General features: G+C 72.1%; 23 protein-coding genes. 15 read left to right on the forward strand and 8 right to left on the reverse strand.

The window, feature by feature from the left end; genetic code table 11:
- Window positions 1-245 precede the first annotated feature (245 nt).
- Complete coding sequence (locus LO763_RS16255) at window positions 246-1,226, reverse strand: zinc-binding dehydrogenase (protein WP_230786212.1); 981 nt, start codon at window positions 1,224-1,226, stop codon at window positions 246-248.
- 126 nt (window positions 1,227-1,352) lie between these two features.
- Window positions 1,353-4,391, reverse strand: coding sequence for an AfsR/SARP family transcriptional regulator (locus tag LO763_RS16260; RefSeq protein ID WP_230786214.1), 3,039 nt, complete (start codon window positions 4,389-4,391; stop codon window positions 1,353-1,355).
- A 222-nt stretch (window positions 4,392-4,613) separates the two neighbouring features.
- On the opposite strand from LO763_RS16260, the gene LO763_RS16265 reads away from it, so the two are divergent.
- Window positions 4,614-5,432 carry a putative hydro-lyase gene (locus tag LO763_RS16265; RefSeq protein ID WP_230786216.1) on the forward strand — a complete coding sequence of 273 codons (819 nt, stop codon included), beginning with the start codon at window positions 4,614-4,616 and terminating at the stop codon, window positions 5,430-5,432.
- Here the strand turns inward: LO763_RS16265 and LO763_RS16270 are convergent.
- Window positions 5,429-6,109, reverse strand: coding sequence for a winged helix-turn-helix transcriptional regulator (locus LO763_RS16270; RefSeq protein ID WP_230786218.1), 681 nt, complete (start codon window positions 6,107-6,109; stop codon window positions 5,429-5,431). The genes LO763_RS16265 and LO763_RS16270 overlap by 4 nt on opposite strands.
- Before the next feature lie 205 nt (window positions 6,110-6,314).
- On the opposite strand from LO763_RS16270, the gene LO763_RS16275 reads away from it, so the two are divergent.
- The 3 genes from LO763_RS16275 (at window position 6,315) to LO763_RS16285 (ending at window position 7,759) form a co-directional block, all read left to right on the forward strand.
- The gene (locus LO763_RS16275; protein ID WP_230786220.1) at window positions 6,315-6,926 is read left to right on the forward strand and encodes a carbonic anhydrase; all 612 of its coding nucleotides are present in this window, start codon (window positions 6,315-6,317) and stop codon (window positions 6,924-6,926) included.
- Between the two features lie 34 nt (window positions 6,927-6,960).
- Complete coding sequence (locus LO763_RS16280; protein ID WP_230786222.1) at window positions 6,961-7,251, forward strand: 4a-hydroxytetrahydrobiopterin dehydratase; 291 nt, start codon at window positions 6,961-6,963, stop codon at window positions 7,249-7,251.
- Between the two features lie 169 nt (window positions 7,252-7,420).
- Entirely contained in the window at window positions 7,421-7,759 is a 339-nt protein-coding gene (locus tag LO763_RS16285; protein WP_230786224.1) for a DUF1707 domain-containing protein, read from the forward strand.
- Between the two features lie 54 nt (window positions 7,760-7,813).
- On the opposite strand, the gene LO763_RS16290 is transcribed toward LO763_RS16285, so the two are convergent.
- The gene (locus LO763_RS16290; RefSeq protein WP_230786226.1) at window positions 7,814-9,064 is read right to left on the reverse strand and encodes a pyridoxal phosphate-dependent aminotransferase; all 1,251 of its coding nucleotides are present in this window, start codon (window positions 9,062-9,064) and stop codon (window positions 7,814-7,816) included.
- 102 nt (window positions 9,065-9,166) lie between these two features.
- Between LO763_RS16290 and LO763_RS16295 the strand changes: the two genes are divergently transcribed.
- Window positions 9,167-10,087 carry a LysR family transcriptional regulator gene (locus LO763_RS16295; RefSeq protein WP_230786228.1) on the forward strand — a complete coding sequence of 307 codons (921 nt, stop codon included), beginning with the start codon at window positions 9,167-9,169 and terminating at the stop codon, window positions 10,085-10,087.
- 27 nt (window positions 10,088-10,114) lie between these two features.
- Here the strand turns inward: LO763_RS16295 and LO763_RS16300 are convergent, their stop codons facing one another.
- Together LO763_RS16300 and LO763_RS16305 are read right to left on the reverse strand one after the other, a co-directional pair.
- Window positions 10,115-11,380 (reverse strand): YibE/F family protein, encoded by a 1,266-nt coding sequence (locus LO763_RS16300; RefSeq protein ID WP_230786230.1) that lies wholly within the window; start codon window positions 11,378-11,380, stop codon window positions 10,115-10,117.
- A 138-nt stretch (window positions 11,381-11,518) separates the two neighbouring features.
- Window positions 11,519-12,301 carry a maleylpyruvate isomerase family mycothiol-dependent enzyme gene (locus tag LO763_RS16305; RefSeq protein WP_230786232.1) on the reverse strand — a complete coding sequence of 261 codons (783 nt, stop codon included), beginning with the start codon at window positions 12,299-12,301 and terminating at the stop codon, window positions 11,519-11,521.
- Window positions 12,302-12,444: 143 nt separating this feature from the next.
- Here LO763_RS16305 and LO763_RS16310 point away from each other — a divergent pair, with 143 nt between their 5' ends.
- Window positions 12,445-13,008, forward strand: a complete 564-nt coding sequence (locus LO763_RS16310) for a thiamine phosphate synthase (RefSeq protein WP_230786234.1) — start codon at window positions 12,445-12,447, stop codon at window positions 13,006-13,008.
- On the opposite strand, the gene LO763_RS16315 is transcribed toward LO763_RS16310, so the two are convergent.
- Window positions 13,005-14,351: a GH1 family beta-glucosidase gene (locus LO763_RS16315; RefSeq protein ID WP_230786235.1), complete on the reverse strand. Its 1,347-nt coding sequence runs from the start codon at window positions 14,349-14,351 to the stop codon at window positions 13,005-13,007. The two genes, LO763_RS16310 and LO763_RS16315, sit on opposite strands and share 4 nt — an antisense overlap.
- A gap of 346 nt (window positions 14,352-14,697) precedes the next feature.
- Here LO763_RS16315 and LO763_RS16320 point away from each other — a divergent pair, with 346 nt between their 5' ends.
- From LO763_RS16320 to LO763_RS16330, 3 genes are all read left to right on the forward strand, one after another.
- On the forward strand, window positions 14,698-16,026 hold the full coding sequence (locus LO763_RS16320; protein ID WP_230786237.1) for an ABC transporter substrate-binding protein: 1,329 nt from the start codon (window positions 14,698-14,700) through the stop codon (window positions 16,024-16,026).
- An 89-nt stretch (window positions 16,027-16,115) separates the two neighbouring features.
- On the forward strand, window positions 16,116-17,090 hold the full coding sequence (locus LO763_RS16325) for a carbohydrate ABC transporter permease (protein WP_230786239.1): 975 nt from the start codon (window positions 16,116-16,118) through the stop codon (window positions 17,088-17,090).
- Window positions 17,087-18,037, forward strand: a complete 951-nt coding sequence (locus LO763_RS16330; protein ID WP_230786241.1) for a carbohydrate ABC transporter permease — start codon at window positions 17,087-17,089, stop codon at window positions 18,035-18,037. The genes LO763_RS16325 and LO763_RS16330 overlap by 4 nt, the downstream gene beginning before the upstream one ends.
- Before the next feature lie 49 nt (window positions 18,038-18,086).
- On the opposite strand, the gene LO763_RS16335 is transcribed toward LO763_RS16330, so the two are convergent.
- The gene (locus tag LO763_RS16335; RefSeq protein WP_230786243.1) at window positions 18,087-19,187 is read right to left on the reverse strand and encodes a phospholipase D-like domain-containing protein; all 1,101 of its coding nucleotides are present in this window, start codon (window positions 19,185-19,187) and stop codon (window positions 18,087-18,089) included.
- 242 nt (window positions 19,188-19,429) lie between these two features.
- Here LO763_RS16335 and LO763_RS16340 point away from each other — a divergent pair, with 242 nt between their 5' ends.
- The 6 genes from LO763_RS16340 (at window position 19,430) to dapB (ending at window position 25,849) form a co-directional block, all read left to right on the forward strand.
- Window positions 19,430-19,672 carry a hypothetical protein gene (locus tag LO763_RS16340; RefSeq protein ID WP_230786245.1) on the forward strand — a complete coding sequence of 81 codons (243 nt, stop codon included), beginning with the start codon at window positions 19,430-19,432 and terminating at the stop codon, window positions 19,670-19,672.
- Between the two features lie 87 nt (window positions 19,673-19,759).
- Window positions 19,760-20,689, forward strand: coding sequence for a bifunctional riboflavin kinase/FAD synthetase (locus tag LO763_RS16345; RefSeq protein WP_230786249.1), 930 nt, complete (start codon window positions 19,760-19,762; stop codon window positions 20,687-20,689).
- 108 nt (window positions 20,690-20,797) lie between these two features.
- A complete protein-coding gene (gene rpsO / locus LO763_RS16350) occupies window positions 20,798-21,073 on the forward strand; it encodes a 30S ribosomal protein S15 (protein ID WP_230786276.1) in 276 nt (91 codons plus the stop codon).
- 343 nt (window positions 21,074-21,416) lie between these two features.
- Window positions 21,417-23,819, forward strand: a complete 2,403-nt coding sequence (locus tag LO763_RS16355; RefSeq protein ID WP_230786278.1) for a polyribonucleotide nucleotidyltransferase — start codon at window positions 21,417-21,419, stop codon at window positions 23,817-23,819.
- Window positions 23,820-25,118, forward strand: coding sequence for a M16 family metallopeptidase (locus tag LO763_RS16360; RefSeq protein WP_230786280.1), 1,299 nt, complete (start codon window positions 23,820-23,822; stop codon window positions 25,116-25,118). It begins immediately after the preceding gene.
- Window positions 25,115-25,849: a 4-hydroxy-tetrahydrodipicolinate reductase gene (dapB, locus tag LO763_RS16365; RefSeq protein ID WP_230786282.1), complete on the forward strand. Its 735-nt coding sequence runs from the start codon at window positions 25,115-25,117 to the stop codon at window positions 25,847-25,849. The genes LO763_RS16360 and dapB overlap by 4 nt, the downstream gene beginning before the upstream one ends.
- Window positions 25,850-25,859 lie beyond the last annotated feature (10 nt).

Genomic DNA, 25,859 nt, shown 5'->3' on the forward strand with positions numbered 1-25,859 from the left:
GCGGCCCAGCGGCCCAGCGGCCCAGCGGCCCAGCGGCCCAGCGGCCCAGCGGCCCAGTTCCACGATGCCGACTTACCACGCCGACCTCGCAACCCCGGCCTCACCTCGCCTTCATCGCGACCCTTCGACCCTCCTCCCGGCGCCCGCGCCGCCGACTCCCATGGCCTTCCGTCTCACCGCCCGGCGCCGCCGGCGCCGGTTCCCCCGACCTCCGGCCTCGACGACGCTCACCCGCCGCGCCGCCCTCACGGCACCAGGACCACCTTTCCCGTCGTGCCCCGGTTCTCCATGGCCCGATGGGCTTCGGCGGCCTCGGCCAGCGGGAAGGCCTGCACCGCCGGGCGCAGCCGCCCCGCCGCGAGCTCGGCCAGCGAACGCTCCTCCAGCGCCCGCAACCCGCCGAGCCGCTCCAGCAGCTTCGGGCCGAGCGCGCCGGAGACGGTGAGGCCCCGGCCCACGATGTCCTCGACCGTGGCCTCGGTGGGCCTCCCGGCCGACCATCCGAAGACGACCATCCGGCCGCCGAAGCCGAGCCTGTCGAAGGCCGCGCGGCCGACCTCGCCGCCGACCGAGTCGTACAGCAGCGTCGCCTCGCGCCCCTCGAGCGCCTCGTCCAGCGCCGCGGTCCAGCCCTCGGCCCGGTAGTCGACGGCGGCGTCGGCGCCGTTCGCGGCGACCCGCCCGACCTTGTCGGCCCCGCCAGCCAGGCCGACCACGTACGCCCCCGCGTTCTTGGCGGCCTGCACCAGCAGGGTGCCGAGCCCGCCCGCGGCGGCGGGCACGATCACCGTGTCCTCTGCCGACACCGGGCCGACGCCGAGGACCATCAGCGCGGTGCGCCCGGTCCCGATCATCGCGACGGCCTCGCCGAAGTCGACGCCCTCGGGGATCTCGTGCACCGACGCGACCTCGCGGACCGCCTTCTCGGCGTATCCGCCCGACGCGAACCCGAGGTGCGCGACCACGCGCCTGCCGATCCAGGAGGCCTCGACCCCCTCGCCGACGGCGTCGACGATCCCGGCGGCCTCGCGCCCGGGCAGGGCCGGGAGCGCCGGCAGCGGGTACGGGGTGTCGGCGGCGCCGCTGCGGAAGGTCGCGTCCAGGAGGTGGACCCCGGCGGCCCGGGTGGCGATGCGGACCTGGCCGGGGCCCGGTTCGGGCTCGGGGACCTCCTCGTGGACGAGGACCTCGGGGCCGCCGAAGGAATGGTGTCGGATCGCGTGCATCTGGTCCTGCTTTCCTTGTCCGATGGGTGTGCGCGCAACGGTAGGGAGGGACCGACTGGGACCGCATCTGTCGATCGACCTGAACCGCCTCTGACGAAGGTCAGGGGCGGCCGGGGGCGGCGCCGGTCACGGCTCCCGGCCCTCGTCGATGCCCAAGGCCTCGAACAGCTCCCGCGCCTCGGCGCGGCAGCGCCCGGCCGGCTCGGTCGCGCCCGCGGCCCCGTAGGCGCGCGCCAGCGCCCGCAGGCTCCGGGCCTGGCGCAGCGGGTCGGGCATGGCCGCGAACACGTCGCAGGCCTGGCGGCCCATCCGGACCGCCCGCACCAGGTCGCCGTCGGCGGTGTGGAGCTTGCACAGGACCCTCGCCTTGACCGCGAGGGTCTCCGAGGTCTGGTACCGGTCGAGGTGGGCGACGCGGTCGAGGGCGTCGCGGGCGTGGTCGGTCTGGTGCTCGTCCACGTACATCTCGGCGAGCCAGTACGTGTAGACGAGCTGGTGGCGCCAGCCGTTGACCTGCTCGACGAGTTCGAGCCCGTGCAGCAGCGCGGCCTCGGCGCGCGCGAAGTCGCCGTCGGCGCGGTGCACCGCCGACTGCCTGAAGTAGAGCCGGGCCCGGTAGTACTTGGACGGGTGGTCGCGCAGCATCTCGGCGGTCTCGCGGCACTGCTCCTCGGCGGCCGAGATGCGGCCCTGGTCGACGTACAGCTCCGAGAGGGACAGCAGCGGGTAGACCGTCGCGGGCCCGTCCGGCCCGGCGGCGTCGAGCGAGCGGGCCTTGAGCAGCAGCGTCTCGGCCTCGGCGAAGAGCCCCATGCGCCGCAGCACGGTCCCCAGCGAGGTGAGCGCCTCGACGCGGACGTGGCGGTCCCCGGACCTGTCGGCGGCGGCGACGGCCTCGCGGAGGATCGAGACGGCCTCCCGGTACCGGCCCAGCTGGGTCAGGGTGGTCCCGAGGTCGTTGCGGGCCTTGCCGGTCCGGTCGCCGTGCGGGGTGCGGCGCAGGTACTGGAGGGTCTTCTCGGCGTAGGCCTTCGACTGGTGCAGCTCACCGGCGGCGTAGGCGACGGCGTCGGCGAGCGCGTACGCGCGCACCGCGTCCATCGGCTCGTCCGAGCGGACGCCGGTCTCGATGCCGCGCTCGGCGACGTACGCGAGCTCGGGCAGCTCGTACTGGGAGTCGGCGAGGGCGCGCCGCTCGGCGCCCTCGTCGAGGTACACCGCGTCGGCGAACGCGATGAGCCGGGTGAGCAGCCGGGACACCGCGGGGTGGCCGTTCCATTCGAGGAAGGTCGCCACGATGTTGCGGTACTCCTCGACCGGCAGGCGCGCCGAGCCCTTCGCGTACCAGTCGACGGCCTGCTCGCGCAGGCGCTGGAGGGCGGCCGGGTCGAACCCGGCCTCGGCCTTGCGGCGGGCGTAGTCGCGGACGAGGTCGTGGAACCGGTAGCGGCCGGGCCGGTACTCGTCGACGCGGTGGGCGGCGACGAGTTTCGCCAGGAGCCGTTCGGCCGCGTCGGGCTCCCACGCGGCCAGGGACATCGCGAGGCCCTTGGAGAAGTCGGCGCCGGGCAGGAACGCGAGGTTGAGGTACAGCAGCTCCTCTTCGGGTTCGAGGGCCTGGAAGGAGAGGTCGAAGGCGGCGGCCACCGTCGTCGTCGGGTCGCCCTCGACCGCGAGGTGCGCGAGCCGGTCCCGTCCGGCGAGGGCCGAGGCGGTCCCGGCGAGCGTCGTACCCTGCTGCCCGCGCAGGTTGGTGCCGACGATCCGCAGCGCCAGCGGCAGTCCGCCGCACAGCTCGGCGACCCGCCGGGCGGCCTCGGGTTCGGCCCGGACGCGTTCGGGGCCGATGAGGCTCGCCATCATCCGGACCGACTCGTCGGCGTCGAGCGCGCCGACGGTGACCTGGCGGACGTCGTGGAGGGCGGCCAGGTCGGGCAGGCGGGAGCGGCTGGTGACGACCGCGACGCTGCCGGCGGTGGCGGGCAGCAGGGGGACGACCTGGCGGGAGTTGCGGGCGTTGTCGAGGAGCACGAGCGTGCGCGTGTCGGCCAGGCGCGAGCGCAGGAGTGCGGCGGCCTCGTCGGCGTCGGGCGGGATCGACTCGGTCGGGACGCCGAGCGCCCGCAGGAATCCGGCGACGGCGTCGAGGGGGGTGAGGGGCGCGGCCCGGTCGAAGCCGCGGAGGTTCACGTACAGCTGGCCGTCGGGGAAGCGCTCGCGGACGCGGTGGGCCCAGTGGAGGGCGAGGGTGGTCTTGCCCGAGCCGCCGATCCCGGAGAGGACCGCGACGCGCGGGCCCGGCTCCAGCAGCCGGTCGAGGGCCGCGAGCTGGTCGGCGCGGCCGGTGAAGTGGATGCTGTCGGACGGGAGCTGCGCGGGGGCGGGCAGGTCGTGCCGGGGGGCGGCCGCCTTGGGCGGCGGCCTGAGGGAGGGGTCGTCGCGGAGCATCGCGGCGTACAGGTCCTTGAGCCGCCGGCCGGGGTCGATGCCGAGCTCGTCGGCGAGCTGGCGGCGGATGGCCTCGTACTCGTCGAGGGCCTCGGCGGCGCGCTCCTCCCGGTGGAGGGCGGTGATGAGCAGTTCGGCGGCCCGCTGGCGGTAGGGGTGGCGTTCGAGGACGCGGCGCAGGTCGGCGACGACGGAGACGCCGGTGGCGAGCGCGAGTTCGAGTTCGGCGCGGTCCTCTTCGGCGGCGGCGCGCTCCTCGTTCCACCGCAGCGCCCCGGACTCGATGAAGCGGCCGCCGAGGCCGGCGAGGGCCGGTCCGCGCCACAGGGCGAGCGCTTCGCGGAGGGTGGCGAGGGCCGCCTCGGGCTCGGAGGCGGCGACCTGCTCGCGGGCGATGCGCGCGGAGCGCTGGAAGCGCAGCGAGTCGAGCTTCTCGGGGCGCACCCGCATCCGGTAGCCGTCGCCGACCTTCTCGAGTTCGGAGGTTCCGGCGTGCAGGAGCAGGCCGCGGGCGGTGGCGACGGTGTTCTGGATCTGGCGGCGCGCGGTGGCGGGCGGGTCCTCCTCCCAGATCGCGTCGACCAGGTGCGGCAGTGCGACCACGTGTCCGGCCTCCAGGAGGAGGACGGCGAAGAGCCGGGGCAGGGTCCGGCCGGGGAGGGGGACGGGGTTGTCCTCCCAGGACAGCTGGAGCGGTCCGAGGATGCCGAATTCCACAGGCCACCTCCCGGGGGGTCGCGGTGCGGCCGTTCGATGCCAGGGATCACCAGTGTATGGGCATTTGCTGATCATTTGGGAACGCTTGCAAGCGGTTCCGCCCCTCGGCCGCTCCGGGCCGCGCTTCTGGCCGGTGCGTCCTGCTCGTGAAGGACTCGTGAAGGTCTTAACGCGCCGGATCGGATGCTCGACGGCATCGAGCAGCGAATTCGAGGAGGAACGATGTTCACGAAACAGCGTCCCGAGGCGACGGCCCTTCCCCGCGAGGCCCGCGCCAGGTTCCGGGACGGGCTGGACACCGCCACCGGCGGCTGGTCGCACGGGTTCGTGCAGGCCAACCTGGTGAGCGTGCCCCGCCGCTACGCGGACGACCTGCGCCGCTTCACCGTGCGCAACGCGCGGCCCTGCCCGCTGCTGGACGCGGTGGGGCCGGGCCGCTTCACCACCGGGCTGGCCGAGGGCGCGGACCTGCGCCGCGACCTTCCGGCCTACCACGTGTGGCGGCGGGGCCAGCTGGTCGCGCGGCGCACCGACGTGGTGGACCTGTGGCGCCGCGACCTGGTGACGTTCCTGGTCGGGTGCAGTTTCACGTTCGAGCCCGTGCTGGAGCGGTGGGGGATCCCGCTGCGCCACCTGGAGCAGGGCCGGAACGTCCCGATGTTCCGCTCGAACCTGCTGTGCCTGCGCGCCGGGCGGTTCCGCGGCCCGCAGGTCGTGTCGATGCGCCCGATCCCCGCCGACCTCGTCCGGCGCGCCGCCAGGCTCACGGCCGACATGCCGTACGCGCACGGGGCGCCGGTCTACGTGGGCGAGCCGCGGGAGATCGGGGTCCGGGACCTGTCCAGGCCCGATTTCGGGGACCCGGTGCGGTTCGAGGCCGGCGACGTGCCGGTGTTCTGGTCGTGCGGGGTGACGCTCCAGGAGGCCGTGGTCAGGGCGCGCCTGCCGTTCGCGATCACCCACGCGCCGGGGCACATGCTCATCACCGACCGCCGCGTCCGCGGCACCGGGGAGATTCCGGTCCGCCGCCGGGAGCGCTAGACCGTCCCCGGGGCCGCCCCGGCCGAGGCCGCGGCGGGCTCGGGGAGGCGGAACAGGCCGAGGAACCGCTCGGCCATCGCCTGGTCGCCCTGGACGGTGACGCGCCCGGCGTGCAGCGACACGTCGAGGCTGCGTCCCCCCAGGGTGAGCCGTTTGAGGGTCTCGGCGTCGGTGCGGATGACCGCGTGCGGGTGCTCGGGCCTGCCGGGGGCCAGGATCAGCTGGGCGTCGATGATCTCGGCGATGAACGGCCGGTCGCCGACCCACAGTTCGAACGCCGCGTCGAAGCCCCTCGCGGCGACGGGCATGAAGAGGCTGCGCATCGAGAGGATGAGCGCGTCGACGCCCATCGGCGCGTCGAGCGGGATGGCCGCGGACCGCGCGCCCCAGCGCAGCAGGTACACGATGGCCGGTTCGAGGTCGCGGCCCCAGTCGGTCAGCTCGTACACTTTGGATGCGGCCGGGGGCGGGAGGCGGCGCTTGGAGACCACGCCGTGGGCCTCGAGTTCGCGCAGCCGCTGCGACAGGACGTTGGCGCTCGCGCCGTGGAGCCCGCCGCGCAGGTCGGTGAACCGCTTCGGCCCCAGGAGGAGCTCGCGGACGATCAGGAGCGACCAGCGTTCGCCGACGAGGTCGAGCGCGTGTGCCGCCGGGCAGCCCTCACCGTAGGTGCGCACTGGAGTCCTCCGAAACAGCAGAATGAAACCGCAGGTGAATACCGTCGCGGTAGTCCGTCTTCATCATAAGGTCCCCGAAGACGAGCGGCAAGTCCTGGTAAATGACCATCGCATCTCGGAACGGTAACGCACACTTTGCGAAACGCGCGCCGCGACCCGCACGTCGCGCTTGCACCCGCTCGGATCATGCGGCACCATTCAGAGCGTGCCAGAACTGACCACCTCCGCTCTCATGGAGCACCACGAAGCCGCCAAGACACTGGTCGAACTGCTCGAGGGCAACGGCCGATTCGTCGCGGGGGAGCCGCGCTACAAGCGCGACATCACCGCCGCCCGCGAGGCCGCCCCCGGTCAGACGCCCAGCGCCGTCGTCTTCACGTGCATCGACTCCCGCGTCACCGCCGAGAGCGTGTTCGACCGCGACTTCGGGCAGCTGCTCGTGGTGCGCACCGCAGGCCACGTGCCCGACCGCGCCGCCGTCGGGTCCCTGGAGTTCTCCGCCGCCGAGCTGGGCGTCTCCCTGGTGGTCGTGCTCGGCCACGAGCGGTGCGGGGCGATCGACGCCGCCTTGAACGCCGTCGCCGACGACACCCACGACCCGCGCACCGGCTACCTCGTCGAGCAGCTGTGGCAGCCCGCCTCGCAGGCCCTGTCGGAGACCCCCGAGGGCGAGGACCCCGCGTCGCACGCCCTGCGGCTCCAGGTGCGCCGCACCGTCGCCGACCTCAGCCGCCGCGAGAGCCTCGAGGGCGTCCTCGTCGTCGGCGCGGTCTACGACCTCGACACCGGCCGGGTCACCCTCGTCGACGAGGACTGAGGACACCGCGACCGGCGGCTGCCACAATCGAACCATGAGCGATCAACCCTTGACCGAGGCCGAGATCGAACTGGCGCTGTCGGAACTGCCCGGCTGGAGCCACGTCGAGCACCGCCTCGAACGCAGCTGGTCCTTCGGCGGGCACCTCCAGGCGCTCGCCGCCGCGACCGCGGTCGGCCTGCTCAACGAGCGGCGCGACCACCACTCGGACCTGACCGTCAACTACGACCGGCTCACCGTGTCCACGACCACGCACTCGGCCGGACACCGCGTGTCCGCCAAGGACGTCGACCTGGCGACCGCCGTCTCCGACCTCCTGGACTGATCCGCACGCCGAAGGCCGCGCCCCACCGGCGCGGCCTTCGGCGTCTCCGAGAGCGGCTGGCGCCCAACCCGAGGCGGACGCGGCACCGATGTGTACGACCTGCGCGAACGGGGAATGCAAAGACCCCCATCGCTGTCGCGATGGCAGACGGCACCAGTGGGAGCACGCCATGGACGCATTCGTCGCCCGCCCGTCCCGCGCCGACCGGCGCATCACCTTCGACCGCCTCGCCAGGGCCCGGCGCCGCGGCGAGATCGACGGCAAGGAGTACCGGCTGCGGCGCCAGCTCGCCCGCCGGGCCGAGACGGTCGCCGACCTCCAGGCCCTCCTCCAGGACGTCGCCGACTACGAGCAGGGCAAGGACCACTGGCGCTTCGGCCGCTGGCGCGGACCGGTCCGCCACGGCCACGAGCTCGAGATCCAGCGCTTCGTCGGCTTCGCCATCGTCGCCGCCGCGCTCATCGCCGTGGCCCTGTGCGTGTACCTCGTGGTCGCGGTCGCCAGTTGACGAGACCGCCGGGGGCGCTGATGCATCGGCCTCACCAGCGCCCCCGGCGGCCGCCTACGCCGCGACGAACGCGGCGAGCTTCTCCTCCAGGCCCGCGAGGGCCTCGGCGATCCACGGCATCGCCACCGGGTCGGGCGCCACCAGCGCCGCGAGACGCTCCGCATCGGACTCCCCGTAGATCCCCGGGACCGCCACGCGGATCGTCAGCGACGCCGGGTCGTCGCCGAACGCGGTGCCCGGCAGGACCACGACCCCGAACTCGTCCAGCAGCGCCCGGGCCAGGTCGGCGCTGGTCGCCACGCCCCGGCGGCGGGCCAGGGCCTCGCGCACCGGGCCGAAGTCGGGCCACACGTAGAAGCCGCCCTGCGGGGCCTCCACGGCGCAGCCGGCGCGCGCGAACGCCCCGGCCACCGCGGTCGCGACCGAGCCGTGCAGCCGCCGCGACGCCGCCACCCGGTCCACCAGCACCTCCGGGTCCGACCAGGCGTAGGCGGCCGCGTGCTGCATCGGCATCGGCGTCGAGGACCACAGCTCCGAGGCGATGCCCCGCACCGACTCCCGCAGCGCCGCCCCCAGCGGCGAGTCGGGGAAGCGCGCCGCGCCGACCCGCCAGCCGCCGAGCGCGTAGTTCTTCGACAGGGACGTGGTGGTCACCGTCCGCTCCGGCGCCCACGCGGCGGGGGAGGGGAACGCGCCCTCCTTGAACACCAGGTCCCGGTAGATCTCGTCGGCCACCACGATCAGGTCGAGCTCCCGCGCGGCCTCGCACAGGGCCTTCACCGACCGCTCGGAGGCCAGGCGCCCGGTCGGGTTGTCCGGCAGCGTGACCACCACGACCCGCGGGTCCCGGCCCGCGGCCCGCGCCTCGCGCACGGCCGCGTCCATCGCCTCGGCGTCGGGCACGCCGCCCTCGCCGCGCGGGACCGGCACCCGGAGCGGGTCGCGACCGAGCAGCTCCGCCTGGGCCGCGTACGACACCCACGCGGGGCTGGGCAGCACCACGTCGCCCCCGACGGCGTGGAGCAGGGCGAACAGCAGCGGCTTGGAGCCGGGTCCGAGCAGGACCTGCGCGGCGTCGGTGGGGACGCCGCGGCGGGTCCAGTACCCGGCGGCGGCCTCGCGGGCCGGGCCGATCCCGGCCACGGGCCCGTAGGAGGCCGTCCCGGCGGCCCGGCCGAGGTAGCGGCTCAGCATGGGGTGCACCGGAATCCCCGCTTCACCGAAGCCGAGTGCGAGCACCTCCTGCCCGGCGGCCCGGCGCGCGGCGGTCGCTTCGTTGGCGGCGAGAGTGGCGGAGACGGTCACTGGTGACTCCCTGTTGCGTGTCGTGTCTGACGGTGCCCAGAGTCCTCCGCCGCGAGCATCAACGCAAGTATTTCTACCTTTCGCCGAGGATAAGATTTCCTTATGCTCGACGTTCGCCGCCTGCGGCTCCTCTACGAGTTCGCCGCCCAGGGATCGATAGCCGCCACTGCCTTGGCGACCGGCCAGACCGCCTCGGCGGTCTCGCAGCAGCTCGCCGCCCTGGAGAAGGAGACCGGCGTGGCCCTCCTCGAACGCACCGCCCGGTCGGCCCAGCTGACCGACGCCGGGCGCCGGCTCGTGGAGCACACCGCGCGCATCATCGAGGCGATCGACGCCGCCGAGACCGACCTCGCCGCCGAGGCCGCCGAGCCCCGCGGCCGGGTCACCGTGACCGCGTTCCCCACCGTCGCGGTCGCGCTGGCCGGGCCGATGGTCCGGCGCCTGCGCCGCTACCCCGAGCTCCAGATGGTCCTGCGCCAGCAGCTGACGGTCTCCGAGTCGCTGGCGCGCGTGCGCTCGGGGGAGATCGACCTGGCCCTCATCGACGACTGGTCGGGTCAGCGCCGCCCCGCGACGGCCGGGCCGCTGACCTTCCACCACCTGGTGAACGACCCGCTCGTGGTCGCGCTGCCGGTCCGCCACCCCCTGGCGGACCGGGAGGTCCTGTCGGCGCACGAGCTGGCCGGGGAGTCGTGGATCGCCTCCCCGGAGGGCGAGCCGTCGCGGACGGCGCTCGACCGGCTGTGGCGGGCCGAGGGCATCACCGCGCCGGTCTCGGAGTTCGAGGGCCTGGACACCATCCTCACGCTCGTGGCCAAGGGCCTGGGGGTGACCGTGGCGCCGTGGATGGCGGCGGCCGAGCGCCGGGACGTGGCGGTGCGCCGCTTCGCCGAGGCCATGCCGGGCCGGGACGTGTACGTGGTCCACCGGACGGCCTCGACGGGCCGCCCGGCGGTGATGACGGTGCTCCAGGCGCTCCACCAGGCGGCCCGCAAGCTCATGGCCGCCGCCGAGCGCTTCTGACCCGCGCCCTGCGGGGGTTTTCAGGCTTCAGCGCAGGTGCGAAGGGGGATAAGGCGACTCGTCCTCGTCCCACGCCCGCGCCGCCGGGTCCGGCTTCGGCGGCTTCGGCCGGGGCGCCTGCTCCTTCGGGGCCTTCTCCCGCGGCGTGCGCCGCGCGAGCACCGCGGCCAGCCAGGTCGTGACCGGGACGGCCGCGATCAGCCCCAGCGTGCCCGCGACCGACCGCACGATCTCGGTCGCGATCGTCTGGCTCGTGAGCACCTGGTCCATGGGCCGCCCGGCCGCGGCGATGAGCACCAGCAGCGGCAGCGAGGCGCCCGCGTACGCCAGCACCAGGGTGTTCACCACCGACGCGAGGTGGTCGCGCCCGACCCGCATGCCCGACTTGAACAGCCGCGCCGGCCCCCACCGCGGGTTCGCCTTCGCGACCTCGTCCACCGTGGCCGCCTGCGAGACCGTCACGTCGTCGATGACGCCGAGCGCGCCGATGAGGATGCCCGCCAGGAGCAGCCCCGACATGTCGATCGGGTACTGGAGCGCGAGGTTCGTGGTGTTCTCGTCGAGGACCCCGTTGAGCTTCGCGAGCCGCACCGCCGCCTGCGCCAGGAGCACCGTGAGCACCAGGGACGCGAGCGTCCCCACCACGGCCACGGTCGTGGTCCGGTTCCACCCGTGCGACAGGTACAGCGACACGAGCATGATCGCGGCCGCCCCGACGACCGCGACCAGGATCGGCGAGGACCCGTCGAGGATCGCCGGGACCATGAACAGCAGCACCACCGCGAACGTCACGGCGAGGCCGATCAGGGACCGCACCCCCTTCCAGCGGCCGAACGCGATCACCGCCAGGGCGAAGGCGATCACCAGCGCCCACAGCGCGCCGGAGCGGTCGTGGTCGATGATGTGGAACTGCTGGCCCGAGACCGAGTCGGGCGTGTAGAGGATGATGACGTCGTCCCCGGCGGCCACCACCGGCGCGCCCGGGCCGCTCGGGATGTCGACGACCGTCTCCTCGCCGGCGTGCTCGCCGCTGGTCAGGCGCACGACGACGTCGCCGCACACGGTGGCCTGGAGCTGCTCGTTCAGCGCGGCGTCGGCCTCGTCGCACTCGGTCTCGTGCACCGAGACGACGTCGCCGTCCACCTCGGTGCCGTAGGCCTCGGCCGCGGCGTCCTCGACCCCCTGGGGCCACAGCAGGACCATGCCGAGGACCGTGGCGACCGCGGCGGGGACCAGGATCCACAGGGCGGCGCGGGGGACGGCGTCGTTCGGGACGGTATGGACGTGGTTCACGTTGCCGAGCTTACGATCCCGATCCGGCCGCGCGTCGGAGCCGCGGCGGCGCGGCACGCCGCCGGGCGTCCGCGCGGCGGACTGTTCAGAAGGTGACGAATGGGTTACCAGGGGTTTCGGTCTGTAGCGCTCCAGTCTCTATACGTCAACGGGATCGACCCATCGGACCGCGGAGTAATTGCGCCACAAGTGGAGCAGTGCCGGGTCTCCGTGGACTGACAGGTCGTCGAAGGGCAGCCGGTTCCACAGCGCCAGGTACAGCAGCTCCACCGGGCCCTCGATGACGCAGTGCGGGGTCTCGACCTCGCTGAACGTCACGAGCGGGCCCGTGTCGGTGGGGTGGATGTACCAGTCGCCGCGGCCTGGGGGCAGGTCGCTGGCGTGGATGTGGAGCACTGACGGCCGCAGTGCCCGCACCCGGCTCGACGGCCTGCCGTGGAAGCCCAGCAGCAGCTCGTCGATGCCGTCGGCCGCGAAGTCGGGGCCGACCGGTGATATCTCGTCGCCGCGCGCCTGTTCGGCGTCGACGCGGTGGATGGTGGTCTCGTGGGCCTGTCTGCGGACCCAGAAGCGCCGTGAGGACTGAGAGGGGAACACCTGCCAGCACTGGAGGTCGTCAGGTGCGTCCTCCAGTGTGGCCGCGAGCCGGTCGAGGCCCTCGCGCACCCAGTCGACCAGCAGGTCGTCGTGGGGCAGGGGCCCCACGATCCGCTGGAGGTCCTGCTTCCTGGGGTCGTGAGGCAGCGCTCCGCCGACGATCGCCGCCGCCCAGCGATGGACGGTCCCGATATGGGTCAAGAGGTCCTTGACGACCCAGCCCGGGCAGGTGGGCACGATGGCGTTGAGCGCGAGTTCCCCACCAGCGACAGCGATCCGCTCCCCTTCGGTCCGCAGCACGTTGATTTGATCGCCGATGTTCATCCTCTGAAGTTTCGCACCTGTGTCGTGAATTACGCAAGTTCGAGACGTGGACCGATACACAAGCGTTAAACCGGTGTAGCAGCGGCGAGTCAGGCGAAAGCGACTCCCGGAACACCGGCCACTCCGGATAGGCTCGGATCCCCATGCATCCGCTCCTGGTCGTCTCCGACGCGCCCCGGTGCCCGCGGCCCCTCGCCGAGCAGGTCGCGCTGGCGCTGCGCGGCGGCCCGTTCGCGCTCGTCCTGCGCGACAAGCACCTGCCGTGGGAGGCCCGCCTCGCCCTGGCCGCGGCTCTGCGGCCGGTCCTGGAGGACGCGGGCGGCACGCTCATCGTCGCCGACCCGGCCGCGCCCGTCGCGGCCGCGCACCTCTCGGCCCGCTTCCCGGTCCCGGCGCCGCGGCCCGCGCTGCTGGGCCGCTCCGTCCACGCCGGGGAGCGCATCGACCCCGGGCTCGACTACTGCACCTACTCGCCGGTCTGGCCCACCGCGTCCAAGCCCGGCTACGGCCCCGCCGCGGGCACGGACGGGCTGGCCGCGGTGTGCGGGGGACCGGTCCCCGTGTTCGCGCTCGGCGGCGTCACCGGCCCCGACCGCGCCCGCGCCGCGAGGGAGGCGGGCGCGGCGGGGGTCGCGGTCATGGGCGCGGTGATGCGCGCCGCCGACCCGGAGCGCGCGGTGCGCGGGCTCCGGGAGGCGCTCCTCTAGCGCTCCAGCCCGTTCGCCTCGATGACGCCGGCGTAGAACTTGGCGCTGGACTTGGGGGTCCGCTTCTGGGTCGCGTAGTCGACGTGGACGATGCCGAAGCGCTTGTCGTAGCCGAAGGCCCACTCGAAGTTGTCCATGAGGGACCAGGCGGTGTAGCCGCGGACGTCCGCGCCCGCCTCGATCGCGTCGTGGACCGCCGCGATGTGCGCGCGCAGGTAGGCGACGCGCTCGACGTCGTCGACCTCGCCGTCCTCGCCGGGCCCGGTCGGGTAGGCCGCGCCGTTCTCGGTGATCATGGTCGGCACGTTGTAGTCCTTGTGCAGGCGCACCAGCAGGTCCGTCAGGCCGGACGCCTCGATCGGCCAGCCCATGTCGGTGAACTCCAGGCCCTCGGGGGTCCAGGTCTCGATCCCGGCCGAGCCGGGCTGCACGTCGGACTCGGGGGCGTCGGGGTTCACCCGGAACCAGGTGGGGTTGTAGTAGTTGACGCCGAGCAGGTCGATCGGCTGGTTGATCTGGTCGAGGTCGCCGTCGCGCACGAAGGACCAGTCGGTGTGGTGCGCGGTCCGCTCGAGCATCTCGGCGGGGTACTCGCCCTTGAGGATCGGGTCGAAGAAGACCCGGTTCGCGAGTCCGTCGGCGATTCGCACGGCCTCCTCGTCGCCGCGGCACTGGGTCGGGTTGAGCGCGATCGAGACCCGCTCGGCGCCGGCGGCGCGCAGCGCCTGCACGGCGAGGCCGTGGGCGAGGTTGAGGTGGTGGGCCGCGGCGAGCGCCGCGGCGGGCTCGGTGCGCCCGGGGGCGTGGTGGCCGTTGCCGTAGCCGAGGAACGCCGAGCACCACGGCTCGTTCAGGGTCCACCAGGTGTGGACGCGGTCGGAGAGCCGGCCCGCGACGATCGCGGCGTACTCGCCGAAGCGCTCGGCGGTCTCGCGCTCGGGCCAGCCGCCGCGGTCCTCGAAGCCCTGCGGCAGGTCCCAGTGGTAGAGCGTCGGCATCGGCTTGATCCCGGCGGCGACCAGCTTGTCGACGAGCCGGTCGTAGAAGTCGAGCCCCGCCGGGTTGGCGGGGCCCGTGCCGTCGGGCTGGATGCGCGGCCACGCGATCGAGAACCGGTAGGTGTCGAGGCCCAGCGACGCCATGAGGGCGACGTCCTCGTCGAGGCGGTGGTAGTGGTCGCAGGCGACGCGGCCGGTCTGGCCGCGCCAGGTCTTCCCCGGCGTGTCCGCGAACGTGTCCCAGATGGAGGGCCCGCGCCCGTCCTCGGCGGCGGCGCCCTCGACCTGGTAGGAGGCCGTCGCGGTTCCCCAGAGGAAGCCCTCGGGGAAGGTCAGCTGCGTCATCGGATGACACCTTTCTCGGCGATGAGTTTCGTGAACGCGAGCCGCCTGGGAGTGCGCCGGCCCGCGCCGCAAGTGAGTTGCCGGGCCTCGGAATGATACGTCACTGGTATCGCTCCCATGACACGGGTCTCAACAGATATCGATCCAATCGCATCCAGTAACGATTCGGCAATGCAGACTTGACATTCAGTGTTACTCAGAGCACGATTGCCAGCGTCGCCCGACGGCGGGTGAGGCGGTCCCTACCAGGGAACGGACCGGGTGAGAGCGGTTCCGCGAATGGTCGGGACAGGGAGGCAGTCGGACTCGCCGGGCTGACAACACCTGCGAAGAGAGGGAAACCCCGATGAGCAAGACCCGACGAATTTCCTGCCTTGCGGCTGCCGCCGGTGCCATCGCGCTCGCCGCGACGGCGTGCGGCGCGCCGGAGGACGAGGACAGCTCGCGCGGCGAGGTCCCGGAGGAGGCCCAGGACTGCGCGAACTACGACTTCGGCTCCTTCGACGGAGAGACGGTCACCATCCTCGGCTCCATCCGCGACCAGGAGGCCGACGAGATGATGGCCGCCTGGGCGTTCTTCGAGGAGTGCACCGGCGTCAACATCGACTACGAGGGCACCGGCGAGTTCGAGGCCGACATGGCGGTCCGCGTCGACGGCGGCAACGCCCCCGACATCGCGCTGTTCCCGCAACCGGGCCTCATGTCCAACTTCAAGGACAGCCTCGTCCCCGCGTCCGAAGAGGTCACCGCCCTGGCGACCGAGGGCTGGACCGAGGACTGGCTGAACTACGGCACGATCGACGGCCAGCTGTACGCGGCGCCGAACTCGTCCAACGCGAAGTCCTTCATCTGGTACTCGCCGACGTTCTTCAGCGAGAACGGGTACGAGGTCCCCAAGACCTGGGACGAGCTGATGACGCTCTCGGACACCATCGCCGACTCCGGCATCACGCCGTGGTGCGCGGGCTTCGAGTCCGGCGGCGCCACCGGCTGGCCGGGCACCGACTGGATCGAGGACATCGTCCTGCGCGAGGGCACCGACGTGTACGACCAGTGGGTCAGCCACGAGATCCCGTTCAACGACCCGCAGATCGTCGAGGCCATCGAGAAGGCCGGCACGGTCCTGACCAATGAGGACTACGTCTTCAACGGCACCGACACGATCGCGTCGACGCCGTTCCAGGAGGCCGGCCACCCGATCCTCGACGGCAGCTGCGCCTTCTACCGGATGGCGTCCTTCTACGGCGCCATGTGGCCCGAGGGCACGAACGTGGCCGAGGACGGCGACGTCTTCGCGTTCCAGTTCCCCGAGACCAACGAGGGCGACAAGACCATGCTGGTCGGCGGCGAGTTCGTGGCCGCGTTCAGCGACTCCGAGGCCACCGAGGCCACCCGCCAGTACCTGGCCAGCGAGGTCTACCACAACGCCCGCCTCCAGACCGGCCCGTGGAGCACCGCCCACCAGGGCGTGGACCCGAACAACGCGACCACGCCGATCAACGTGCTCGCCACGCAGATCCTGACCGACCCGTCGGTCACCGTCCGCTTCGACGGCTCGGACCTCATGCCCGGCGAGGTCGGCGCCTCGTCCTTCTGGACCGGCATCATCGAGTGGGTCAGCGGCGACAAGGACGCCCAGCAGATGGCCGACGACATCGAGGCCTCCTGGCCGTAGGGCCGGGCCCGTGTAGCTGACAATGAAACCGAGCGGGGCCGGACCGGCCCCGCTCGGCCCCATTGCCCGGACAACTGGAGTCACAACACGTGGACATCTCCGATTACACCGACCGGTTCGGCCTCCTCGCCGTGGGCCTGGTCGCGTTCCTCGCGATCCTCATGGCCCTCTACGGACTCGCCGAACTCGCCTCCCGCCGCGACCGCAGCCGCGCGGTCGCCTTCGTCTTCCTGGCCCCGGCGGTGCTGTTCCTCCTCGTCGGCCTGGTCTACCCGGCCGTGCGCACCGTCATCATGTCCTTCTTCTCCGGCGACGGCTCCGAGTTCGTCGGCCTGGACAACTACGCCTGGGCCGTCTCCGACCCCGACGCCCTCCAGATCCTCGTCAACACCGCACTGTGGATCGTCATCGTCCCGCTGCTGTCGACGGCCCTCGGCCTGCTCTACGCCGTCCTCATCGACGGCCGGCGCGGCGAGCGGGTCTTCAAGGCCCTCGTGTTCCTGCCCATGGGCATCTCGTTCGTGGGCGCCGCGATCATCTGGAAGTTCGTCTACCAGTACGACGCCTCCGGCGACCAGATCGGCCTGCTCAACCAGCTGCTCGTCTGGCTCGGCGCCGACCCGGTCAACTGGCTCACCGAGTCGCCGTGGAACAACTTCCTGCTCATGGTCGTCCTCATCTGGATCGAGGTCGGCTTCGCCACGGTGGTCCTGTCCGCCGCGCTCAAGGGCGTGCCGAACGAGATCGTCGAGGCCGCCCGCATCGACGGCGCCAGCCCGGCCGAGATCTTCTGGAACGTCACCGTCCCGTCGATCCGCTCGGCCATCGTCGTCGTCGCCGTCACCGTCTTCATCGCCACGCTCAAGCTGTTCGACATCGTGCGCGCGATGACCGGCGGCCACTACGACACCGACGTCCTCGCCCACAACATGGTCGAGCAGGCCTTCCGGCTCAACAACGACGGGCGCGGCGCCACCATGGCCGTGCTGCTGTTCCTGCTCGTCGTCCCCGTCGTCATCTACCAGGTGCGCAACATGCGCCGCCAGGAACTGGAGGCCCGATGAGCACGGACGCCCAAGCGCCCGAGAAGCCCGCGCGCATCGGGGAGACCCGCGGCGAGCGCCTGCGCCGGGTCCTGTCCAGCCGGGCCGCGAGCGTCGCGGCGCTGATCATCGCGATACTGTGGACGATCCCCACCTTCGGGCTGTTCATCTCCTCGTTCCGGCCCGAGGACGACATCCGCGAATCGGGCTGGTGGACCTTCTTCACCGACCCGAGCTTCACGCTCGACACCTACAACTACGTCCTCTACTCGGACTCCCAGGGCGGCGGGCTCATCCGCAACCTGATCAACACCATCGTCATCACGATCCCGGGCGTGCTCATCCCCGTCGCGTTCGCCGCGATGGCCGCCTACGCGCTCTCCTGGATCGACTTCAAGGGCCGCAACCTCCTGTACATCTCCATCTTCGCGCTCCAGGTGGTGCCGCTCCAGATGGCGCTCATCCCGCTGCTGTCCTTCTTCAGCACGGGCCTGCACATCGGCAGCGTGCCGATCACCCCCGAGTGGAACCTCGACGGCGTCAACACGATCGTCCAGGTCTGGATCGCCCACTCGATCTTCGGCCTGCCGCTGGCGATCTTCCTGCTGCACAACTTCATGCGGGAGCTGCCGTCCGACGTCATGGAGGCCGCGCGCATCGACGGCGCCAGCCACTCGCAGATCTTCCGCAAGGTGGTCCTGCCGCTGGTGACGCCGGCGCTCGCGTCGATCGGCATCTTCCAGTTCCTGTGGGTGTGGAACGACTTCCTGGTCGGCCGCACCTTCGCGCCCGGCGAGGCCACGCGGCCGCTGACCGCGGTCCTGGGCGACATGGCCGGGACGTGGGGCTTCGGCTGGACGCGGCTCCCGGCCGCGGCGTTCATCGCGATCATCGTGCCGCTCGTGGTGTTCCTGCTGCTCCAGCGCTACTTCGTGCGCGGGCTCCTGGCCGGCTCGGTCAAGGGCTGACCGGCGCGGACCACCGGGGGGAGGGGTTTTCGCCCTTCCCCCCGGACCGTCACGCCTCCCGCCACAGCCGCTGGAAGTACGCCGCCAGGAGGTCCACGACCTCCCCGTCCTCGACCTTGAGGACGTTGTCGTCGGTCTGGTTGAGCGAGTTGGCGGTCAGGTTGTGCGTGCCGGTCCACACCACCGACTCGTGCCGGTCCCCGAACTGCGCCTCCGCGATGATGAGCTTGCTCCGGTACGCGGGGTGGATCCGCACGTTCGACTTCCCGAGCTTGTCCTTGAGCCACCCCGGGTCGTTGGTGTCCTTGTCGGTCAGCAGGACCCGCACCTGGCACCCGAGCCCCTGGATCCGGTCGAGCTCGCCGCGCACCGCCGGCCGGTTCGACTGGAAGTTCGCGTGCGCCACCAGTACCCGGTCGCCGTCCCCGCAGCCGGTGATCCTCCCGAGCTGCTCCGCGATCGGGTCCTCCTTGCGCGGGAACACCCACGCCTGCGCGAGATCGGTCGCGACGGTCTTGTCCCGCTCGCCCCAGCCGTCCCAGCCGCCGCCGTAGAGCCGGTTCCAGAAGCCCGAGTAGAACTCGAACAGCTCCCGGTCGCCGTGGACGCCGATCATGAGGTGGGCCTGCTCGGCGTGGCCGCGCCGGAAGTTGAAGCTCGTCACCAGCACCGTCGGCGTCCCGCCCCGTTCGATGAGGAAGAACCGGTTGTGGTGCGGCCCGCGGCCCTCGCCCGAAGCGGTCGGCAGGCACGAGCCCGCGCACTGCTCCACTTTGGCCCCCGCCTGCTCGAGCTCGGCGATCGCGGGGCCGCTGGAATCGGCGCCGCCGCTGCGCTCGCCCACGACGACCCGCACGTCCACGCCGCGCCCCTCCGCGTCCGCCAGCGCCTCCGTGAGCGGCGCGACCGTCCGGTGGAGCGTCAGCTCGAAGGCCGCCGCCCTGACGGTGTCGCCCTTCTTCGCCTTCCCGATCTGGCGGACGATCTCGGCCACGATCGACGTGTCCTCACCGCCCCTCGGGTCGGTCCGGCAGACCGTGTAGTCGCCGGAGCGGGTGCACCCGGTCGTGGCGGCCGCGGCCGGGGCGGGAACGGACAAGGCCGCCAGAACCGCGCTCAAGGCGGCAACGGCGAGGAACCTGCGATGCATGCTGAACCCCCATCAGTCGTGTCTGCTTCATGAAGATCGCACGTCTTCGCCGACACGGCGGGCGTTCCGGTGGTTGAAGGGATGTTTCGCCTGGTGGCGCCGTCACGGCCTTGTAATTTCCATAAGGGCGAATTGGCGCTCTTGTCAGGCGGATTCCGGGAAACGACAGTCGGATAGCCGACGTTCTCTCAACAATCGAAGGTGAAGAAGCCCGTGACTGGAACTCGCCACCAGGAGACGCCATGAGCGCACATGCAGCAGAAGAACTGCCCGAGGAGCTTCACCTGAGTCTCGCCGAGCAGATCGCGCATCGGCCCGAGCGCACCCAACCGCAGGCGGTCCCCGAGGACGAGCCGCCCGCCCCGGAACCGGCCGTGGGGGCCGGCTGGCTACTGGCCGGAATGCTACTCCTGGTCGCCGTCGGCGTCCTGATGCTGCTGATCTTCGCGTCGGGAGGCAACGCCGAGCAGTCGCTGATGCTCTAGGGACCCGCTGACCCGGCCCCGACAGGCCGGGTCACTGCGGCCTCGTCCGGACGCCGACCGGCGTGCGGGGGTGGAAAGATCATCCCCGTGGAAACCTGGCGTGGAATAGACGCGACCCCTGAGGGCTGGCCCGCCTCCGTCGTGGCCATCGGCGTGTTCGACGGCGTGCACCGCGGGCACGCGGCCCTGATCCGCACCGCCGCCAAGGCCGCCGCCGAGCGCGAGGCCCGCTGCGTCGTGGTCACCTTCGACCCGCACCCGACCGCCGTGGTCGCACCGCACGCGGTCCCCGCGCAGCTGACCACCGTGGACCGGCGGCTCGAGCTGCTGGAGGCGCTCGGCGTCGACGCCGTGTGCGTGCTCCCGTTCACCGAGGAGCTCTCCAAGCTCAGCCCCGACTACTTCGTCCGGCACGTGCTCGTCGGCGCCCTGCACGCCAAGGCCGTGTGCGTCGGCGAGAACTTCCGCTTCGGCCACAAGGCCGCCGGGGACGTCGCCAAGCTCGCCGAACTCGGGGAGGAGTTCGGCTTCGAGGTGCTGCCGCAGACCCTCACCGCCGACGCGGAGGCGTTCTCCTCCACCCGCGTGCGCCGCCTGGTCGCCGCGGGCGACGTGGCCGCCGCCGCCGAGGTCCTCGGCCGCGACTTCGGCCTCGAGGGCACCGTCGTGCACGGCGCCGGGCGCGGCGGGACCGCCCTGGGCTTCCCGACCGCGAACCTCGCGACCGCGCCGAACACCGCGATCCCCGCCGACGGCGTCTACGCCGGCTGGTGCCACCGCGACTCCCACCGCCACCCGGCCGCGATCAGCGTCGGCACCAACCCCACCTTCGAGGGCGGCGAGCGCACCGTCGAGGCCTACCTCCTGGACTTCTCCGGCGACCTCTACGGCGAGCGCGTCCGCCTCGACTTCACCGCGCGCCTGCGCGGCCAGGTCGCCTTCGACGGGATCGAGCCCCTCGTCCGCCAGATCGAGACCGACGTCGCAGACACCCGCCGCGTCTTGGAGCTGGGGTAACGCGCCTGTTAACCTGGTCCGGTCCCCGCGGTGGAACGCGCGGACCCGACCGATCTGCCCGACACCGCGGATCCGGCCGGATATCGCAAACCAGAAAGGTGCTCGAACATGGCGCTCGACGCTGAGAAGAAGTCCGCGATCATCAAGGAGTACGCGACCGGTGAGGGCGACTCGGGTTCCACCGACGTCCAGGTCGCGATCCTGACCGCCCGCATCAAGGAGCTCACCGCCCACGTCCAGGTGCACAAGCACGACCACCACTCGCGTCGCGGTCTGCTCCTCCTGGTGGGCAAGCGCCGCCGTCTCCTCAAGTACCTGAAGAAGGAAGACATCGCGCGCTACCGCAACCTGATCGAGCGTCTCGGCATCCGCGACAACGCCTAGCGCGACTCGACCGAGGGAGCGTCCCGCACGGGGCGCTCCCTTTCGCCGTCCCCGCCCCCCGGAGCCACCTGTCCGGGCTCACTTTTCCTTCGCGGCTGCCGTCCCGTCGGCCGGATAACGTAGGGTGGTGGACGGAGAGCACCACGCTCGCCGCAGCGCCTCACGGAGAGGCGCGGCGCGGCTCGCCAGAGACCGCCCCGGTCCTCGGTAGTGGCATCCGGAACGCCCCGCGCGACGCGGGGCCGAACCTCCGAGTGCTTCGATCGAAGACCGGAACGCGTATAGGCGGGCGGCGCTCCGAACTACGCAGTGCCACGGCACTTCACAAGGAGATCGACACTATATGTCCGATAACGACCGGACACCCGAGGCCTACAACCTCGGGGAACACCACGCCACCGCCGTCATCGACAACGGCGAGTACGGCACCCGCAAGATCGTCTTCAGCACCGGGCGCCTGGCCAAGCTGGCCCAGGGCTCGGCCATCGTGCAGATGGACGACACCGTGGTCCTCTCGACCACGTCCGCCTCGAAGAACCCGAAGGACCACTTCGACTTCTTCCCGCTGACCGTCGACATCGAGGAGCGGATGTACGCCGCCGGGCGCATCCCCGGCTCGTTCTTCCGCCGCGAGGGCCGCCCCAGCGAGAACGCCATCCTCATCTGCCGCCTCATCGACCGCGGCCTGCGCCCGTCCTTCGTGTCGGGCCTGCGCAACGAGGTCCAGGTCATCGGCACGATCCTGGCCGTCGACGCCAAGGACGAGTACGACGTGGTCGCCATGAACGGCGCCTCCATGTCGACGCAGCTCGCCGGGCTGCCGTTCTCGGGCCCGCTGGGCTCGACCCGCGTCGTCCTCATCGACGGCACCTGGGTCGCGTTCCCGACCCTGGAGCAGATCGAGAAGGCCACCTTCGACATGGTCGTCACCGGCCGGGTCCTCGACTCGGGCGACGTCGCGATCATGATGGTCGAGGCCGAGGCCACCGAGAACACGATCGGCCACATCGCCGCGGGCGGCACCAAGCCGACCGAGGAGGTCGTCGCGAGCGGCCTCGAGGCCGTCAAGCCGGTCATCGCCGAGCTCGTCCGCGCCCAGGCCGAACTGGCCGCCGTCGCGGCCAAGCCGGTCGCCGACTACCCGCGCTTCCCGGACTACCAGGACGACGCGTACGCCGCCGTCGAGTCGGCCGTCACCGCCGAGCTCGACCAGGCGCTCCAGATCGCCGACAAGACCGACCGGCAGAACGAGCTCGACCGCGTCAAGGCGCTCATGCTCGAGAAGCTCGCGGCGGACTTCGAGGGCCGCGAGGGCGAGCTGGGCGCCGCCCTGCGCACGCTCACCAAGAAGCTGGTCCGCAAGCGCGTCATCAACGAGGGCGTCCGCATCGACGGCCGCCTGCCCGCCTACATCCGCCCGCTGGGCGCGGAGGCCGGCATCCTGCCGCGCGTCCACGGCTCGGCCCTGTTCGAGCGCGGCGAAACCCAGATCATGGGCGTCACCACGCTGAACATGCTGCGCATGGAGCAGGCCATCGACACGCTGTCGCCGGTCAGCAAGAAGCGCTACATGCACAACTACAACTTCCCGCCGTACTCGACCGGTGAGACCGGCCGCGTCGGCTCGCCCAAGCGCCGCGAGATCGGCCACGGCGCGCTCGCCGAGCGCGCCCTGGTGCCGGTGCTGCCGAGCCGCGAGGAGTTCCCCTACGCGATCCGCCAGGTCTCCGAGGCGCTCGCGTCGAACGGCTCGACCTCGATGGGCTCGGTCTGCGCGTCCACGATGTCGCTCATGAACGCGGGCGTCCCGATCAAGGCGCCCGTCGCGGGCATCGCGATGGGCCTCATCTCCGAGGAGACCGAGGAGGGCACCAAGTACGTGACCCTCACCGACATCCTCGGCGCCGAGGACGCCTACGGCGACATGGACTTCAAGGTCGCCGGGACGCCTGAGTTCGTGACGGCCCTCCAGCTGGACACCAAGCTCGACGGCCTGCCCTCGGACGTGCTGGCGCAGGCGCTCCAGCAGGCCAACGACGCCCGCCACGCGATCCTCGACGTCATGCTCGACGCGATCAGCGAGCCGGGCGAGCTGGCCAGCACCGCGCCGCGGATCACCACGCTGAAGATCCCGGTCGACAAGATCGGCGCGATCATCGGCCCGAAGGGCCAGACGATCAACCAGATCCAGGACGACACCGGCGCGGACATCACCGTCGAGGACGACGGCACGATCTACGTGTCGGCGGAGAACGGCGAGGCCGCGTCCGCCGCGGTCGAGACGATCAACGCCATCGCGAACCCGACCCTCCCGAACGTGGGGGACCGGTTCCTGGGCACGGTCGTCAAGACCACCGACTTCGGCGCGTTCATCTCGCTGGTGCCCGGCCGCGACGGCCTGCTGCACATCTCGAAGGTCGGCGACGGCAAGCGCGTCGAGCGGGTCGAGGACGTCCTGGGCGTCGGCGACAAGATCGAGGTCGAGATCGGCGACATCGACAACCGCGGCAAGATCTACCTCGACAAGGTCTACCCCGAGGGCCAGGAGCCCGAGGGCTACAAGAAGGGCCGCCCGGCCGAGCGCAAGGAGTCCCGCGGGGACCGGGGCGACCGCGGTGACCGCGGCCCGCGCCGCGACCGCGAGCGCTCCGGCGACCGCGGCGACCGTGGTGACCGCGGCGGCGACGGCGAGCGCCGCCGGCGCCGCACCCGCCGCACCGAAGACGGTGGAGGCTCGGAAGAGTAGATGAGTCGCCTCCAGACTCGCACGCTCATCGACGACCCGCTGGGCGGCACGGTCCGTATGACCGTGCTGCCCGGCGGTTTGCGTGTGCTCACCGAGACCGTCCCGACCATGCGCTCGGCCTCCGTCGGCGTGTGGGTCGGGGTGGGGGCCCGCGATGAGGCCCCCGAGTACGCCGGCGTCTCGCACTTCCTCGAACACCTCCTGTTCAAGGGCACCGCGAAGCGCACCGCCACCGAGATCGCCGAGGCGGTCGAGTCCGTCGGCGGCGAGTCGAACGCGTACACCGCGCGGGAGCTCACCTGCTTCTACGCGCGGGTGCTCGACGACGACCTGCCCATGGCCGTGGACGTCCTCGGCGACGCCATGTGCGCCTCGCTGGTGACCCCCGAGGACGTCGAGGTCGAGCGCGACGTGATCCTCGAGGAGATCGCCGCCTCCGCCGACGAGCCCTCCGACGTCGTCCACGAGCTGTTCTCGCGGGCCCTGTTCGGCGACGGCCCCCTCGGGCGCGACATCGCCGGGGACCCGCGCACCGTCAAGGCCCTGACCCGCGAGCAGATCCACGAGTTCTACCGCCGCCACTACCGGGCGCCGAACCTGACGGTGTGCGCCGCGGGCGGAGTCGACCACGGCGAGACCGTGAAGCTCGTCCAGGAGGCGTTCGCGCCCCTGCTGGGCGGCACCTCGCTCCCGCGCGGGCGGCGCGAGGACGCGGCGCCCCTGCCCCGGCCGCGGCGGCTCCTGGTGGAGCGCCACGACACCGAGCAGGCGCACCTGGTGGTGGGCTGCCGCCTGTTCTCGCGCCACGACGACCGCAAGGACGCCTTCGAGGTCCTCAACAACATCCTCGGCGGCGGCATGTCCTCGCGGCTGTTCCAGTCGGTGCGCGAGCAGCGCGGCCTGGCGTACACGGTGTACTCCTTCAGCACCTACTTCGCCGACACCGGCGTGTTCGGCGTCTACGCCGGCTCCAACCCCGACAAGGTCCACCAGGTGCGCGAGCTGGTGCTCGCGGAGCTGGCGACGATGGCGGCCGAGGGCGTCACGGACGAGGAGCTGCGCCGCGGCAAGGGCATGAGCAAGGGCGGCATGGTCCTGTCCCTGGAGGACTCCGGTTCGCGCATGAACGCGCTGGGCCGCGAGGAGCTGCTGTACGGCGAGCACCTGAGCATCGAGCGGGAGCTCGCGGACATCGAGGCGGTCACCGCCGAGCAGGTGCGCTCGGTCGCCGCCGAGATCCTGTCGCAGCCGATGACGACCGCGGCCGTGGGGCCGTTCGACCAGAAGGACTTCGCATGATCAAGGTGGGGGTGCTCGGGGCGCGCGGCCGCATGGGCCGGGCCGTGTGCGAGGCGGTGGACGCCGCCGACGACATGGAGCTGACCGCGACCGTGGGCCGCGACGAGCCGCTCGAGAAGCTCGCGGGCGTCGACGTGGCCGTGGACTTCACACTGCCGGACGTCGTCATGGAGAACCTCGCCTGGTGCGTCGACCGCGGCATCCACACCGTCGTCGGCGTCTCGGGCTTCGACGAGCAGCGCCTCGACGCCGCCCGCGAGGTCGTCGCCGCGGACCCGGAGGTCGGGTCGGTCATCGCCCCGAACTTCGGGATCGGCGCGGTCCTGCTCATGCAGTTCGCCGCGAAGGCCGCCAGGCACTTCGACTCGGCCGAGATCATCGAGGCGCACCATCCGCGCAAGATCGACGCGCCCTCGGGCACAGCCGTGCACACCGCCCGGATCATCGCCGCGGCCCGCGCGGAGGCGGACTGCCCGCCGATGCCGGACGCGACCGAGGCCGACCCGCACCGCTCGCGGGGCGCGGAGGTCGAGGGCGTGCGCGTGCACGCGATCCGCTCGGCCGGGTACGTCGCGAGCCAGGAGGTCCGCTTCGGCGGCCCCGGCGAGCGCTTCGCGATCAGCCACGACTCGCTCGACCGGGCCTCGTTCATGCCCGGCGTGCTGCTCGCGGTCCGCGAGGTGGTCAAGCGCCCCGGGCTGACCGTGGGCCTCGACGACCTGCTCGACTAGCCCGACCCGA

This window comes from Glycomyces amatae (assembly GCF_020991375.1).
GTDB lineage: Bacteria > Actinomycetota > Actinomycetes > Mycobacteriales > Micromonosporaceae > Glycomyces > Glycomyces amatae.

Bases quoted from the DNA above. Each gene is read 5' to 3' on its own strand.
- LO763_RS16295 (WP_230786228.1), top strand. From the start codon at position 9,167: ATGCTCGACGTTCGCCGCCTGCGGCTCCTCTACGAGTTCGCCGCCCAG.
- LO763_RS16310 (WP_230786234.1), top strand. From the start codon at position 12,445: ATGCATCCGCTCCTGGTCGTCTCCGACGCGCCCCGGTGCCCGCGGCCC.
- LO763_RS16265 (WP_230786216.1), top strand. From the start codon at position 4,614: ATGTTCACGAAACAGCGTCCCGAGGCGACGGCCCTTCCCCGCGAGGCC.
- dapB (WP_230786282.1), top strand. From the start codon at position 25,115: ATGATCAAGGTGGGGGTGCTCGGGGCGCGCGGCCGCATGGGCCGGGCC.
- LO763_RS16335 (WP_230786243.1), bottom strand. From the start codon at position 19,187: ATGCATCGCAGGTTCCTCGCCGTTGCCGCCTTGAGCGCGGTTCTGGCG.
- LO763_RS16315 (WP_230786235.1), bottom strand. From the start codon at position 14,351: ATGACGCAGCTGACCTTCCCCGAGGGCTTCCTCTGGGGAACCGCGACG.
- rpsO (WP_230786276.1), top strand. From the start codon at position 20,798: ATGGCGCTCGACGCTGAGAAGAAGTCCGCGATCATCAAGGAGTACGCG.
- LO763_RS16305 (WP_230786232.1), bottom strand. From the start codon at position 12,301: ATGAACATCGGCGATCAAATCAACGTGCTGCGGACCGAAGGGGAGCGG.
- LO763_RS16285 (WP_230786224.1), top strand. From the start codon at position 7,421: ATGGACGCATTCGTCGCCCGCCCGTCCCGCGCCGACCGGCGCATCACC.
- LO763_RS16340 (WP_230786245.1), top strand. From the start codon at position 19,430: ATGAGCGCACATGCAGCAGAAGAACTGCCCGAGGAGCTTCACCTGAGT.
- LO763_RS16320 (WP_230786237.1), top strand. From the start codon at position 14,698: ATGAGCAAGACCCGACGAATTTCCTGCCTTGCGGCTGCCGCCGGTGCC.
- LO763_RS16280 (WP_230786222.1), top strand. From the start codon at position 6,961: ATGAGCGATCAACCCTTGACCGAGGCCGAGATCGAACTGGCGCTGTCG.
- LO763_RS16360 (WP_230786280.1), top strand. From the start codon at position 23,820: ATGAGTCGCCTCCAGACTCGCACGCTCATCGACGACCCGCTGGGCGGC.
- LO763_RS16330 (WP_230786241.1), top strand. From the start codon at position 17,087: ATGAGCACGGACGCCCAAGCGCCCGAGAAGCCCGCGCGCATCGGGGAG.
- LO763_RS16255 (WP_230786212.1), bottom strand. From the start codon at position 1,226: ATGCACGCGATCCGACACCATTCCTTCGGCGGCCCCGAGGTCCTCGTC.
- LO763_RS16355 (WP_230786278.1), top strand. From the start codon at position 21,417: ATGTCCGATAACGACCGGACACCCGAGGCCTACAACCTCGGGGAACAC.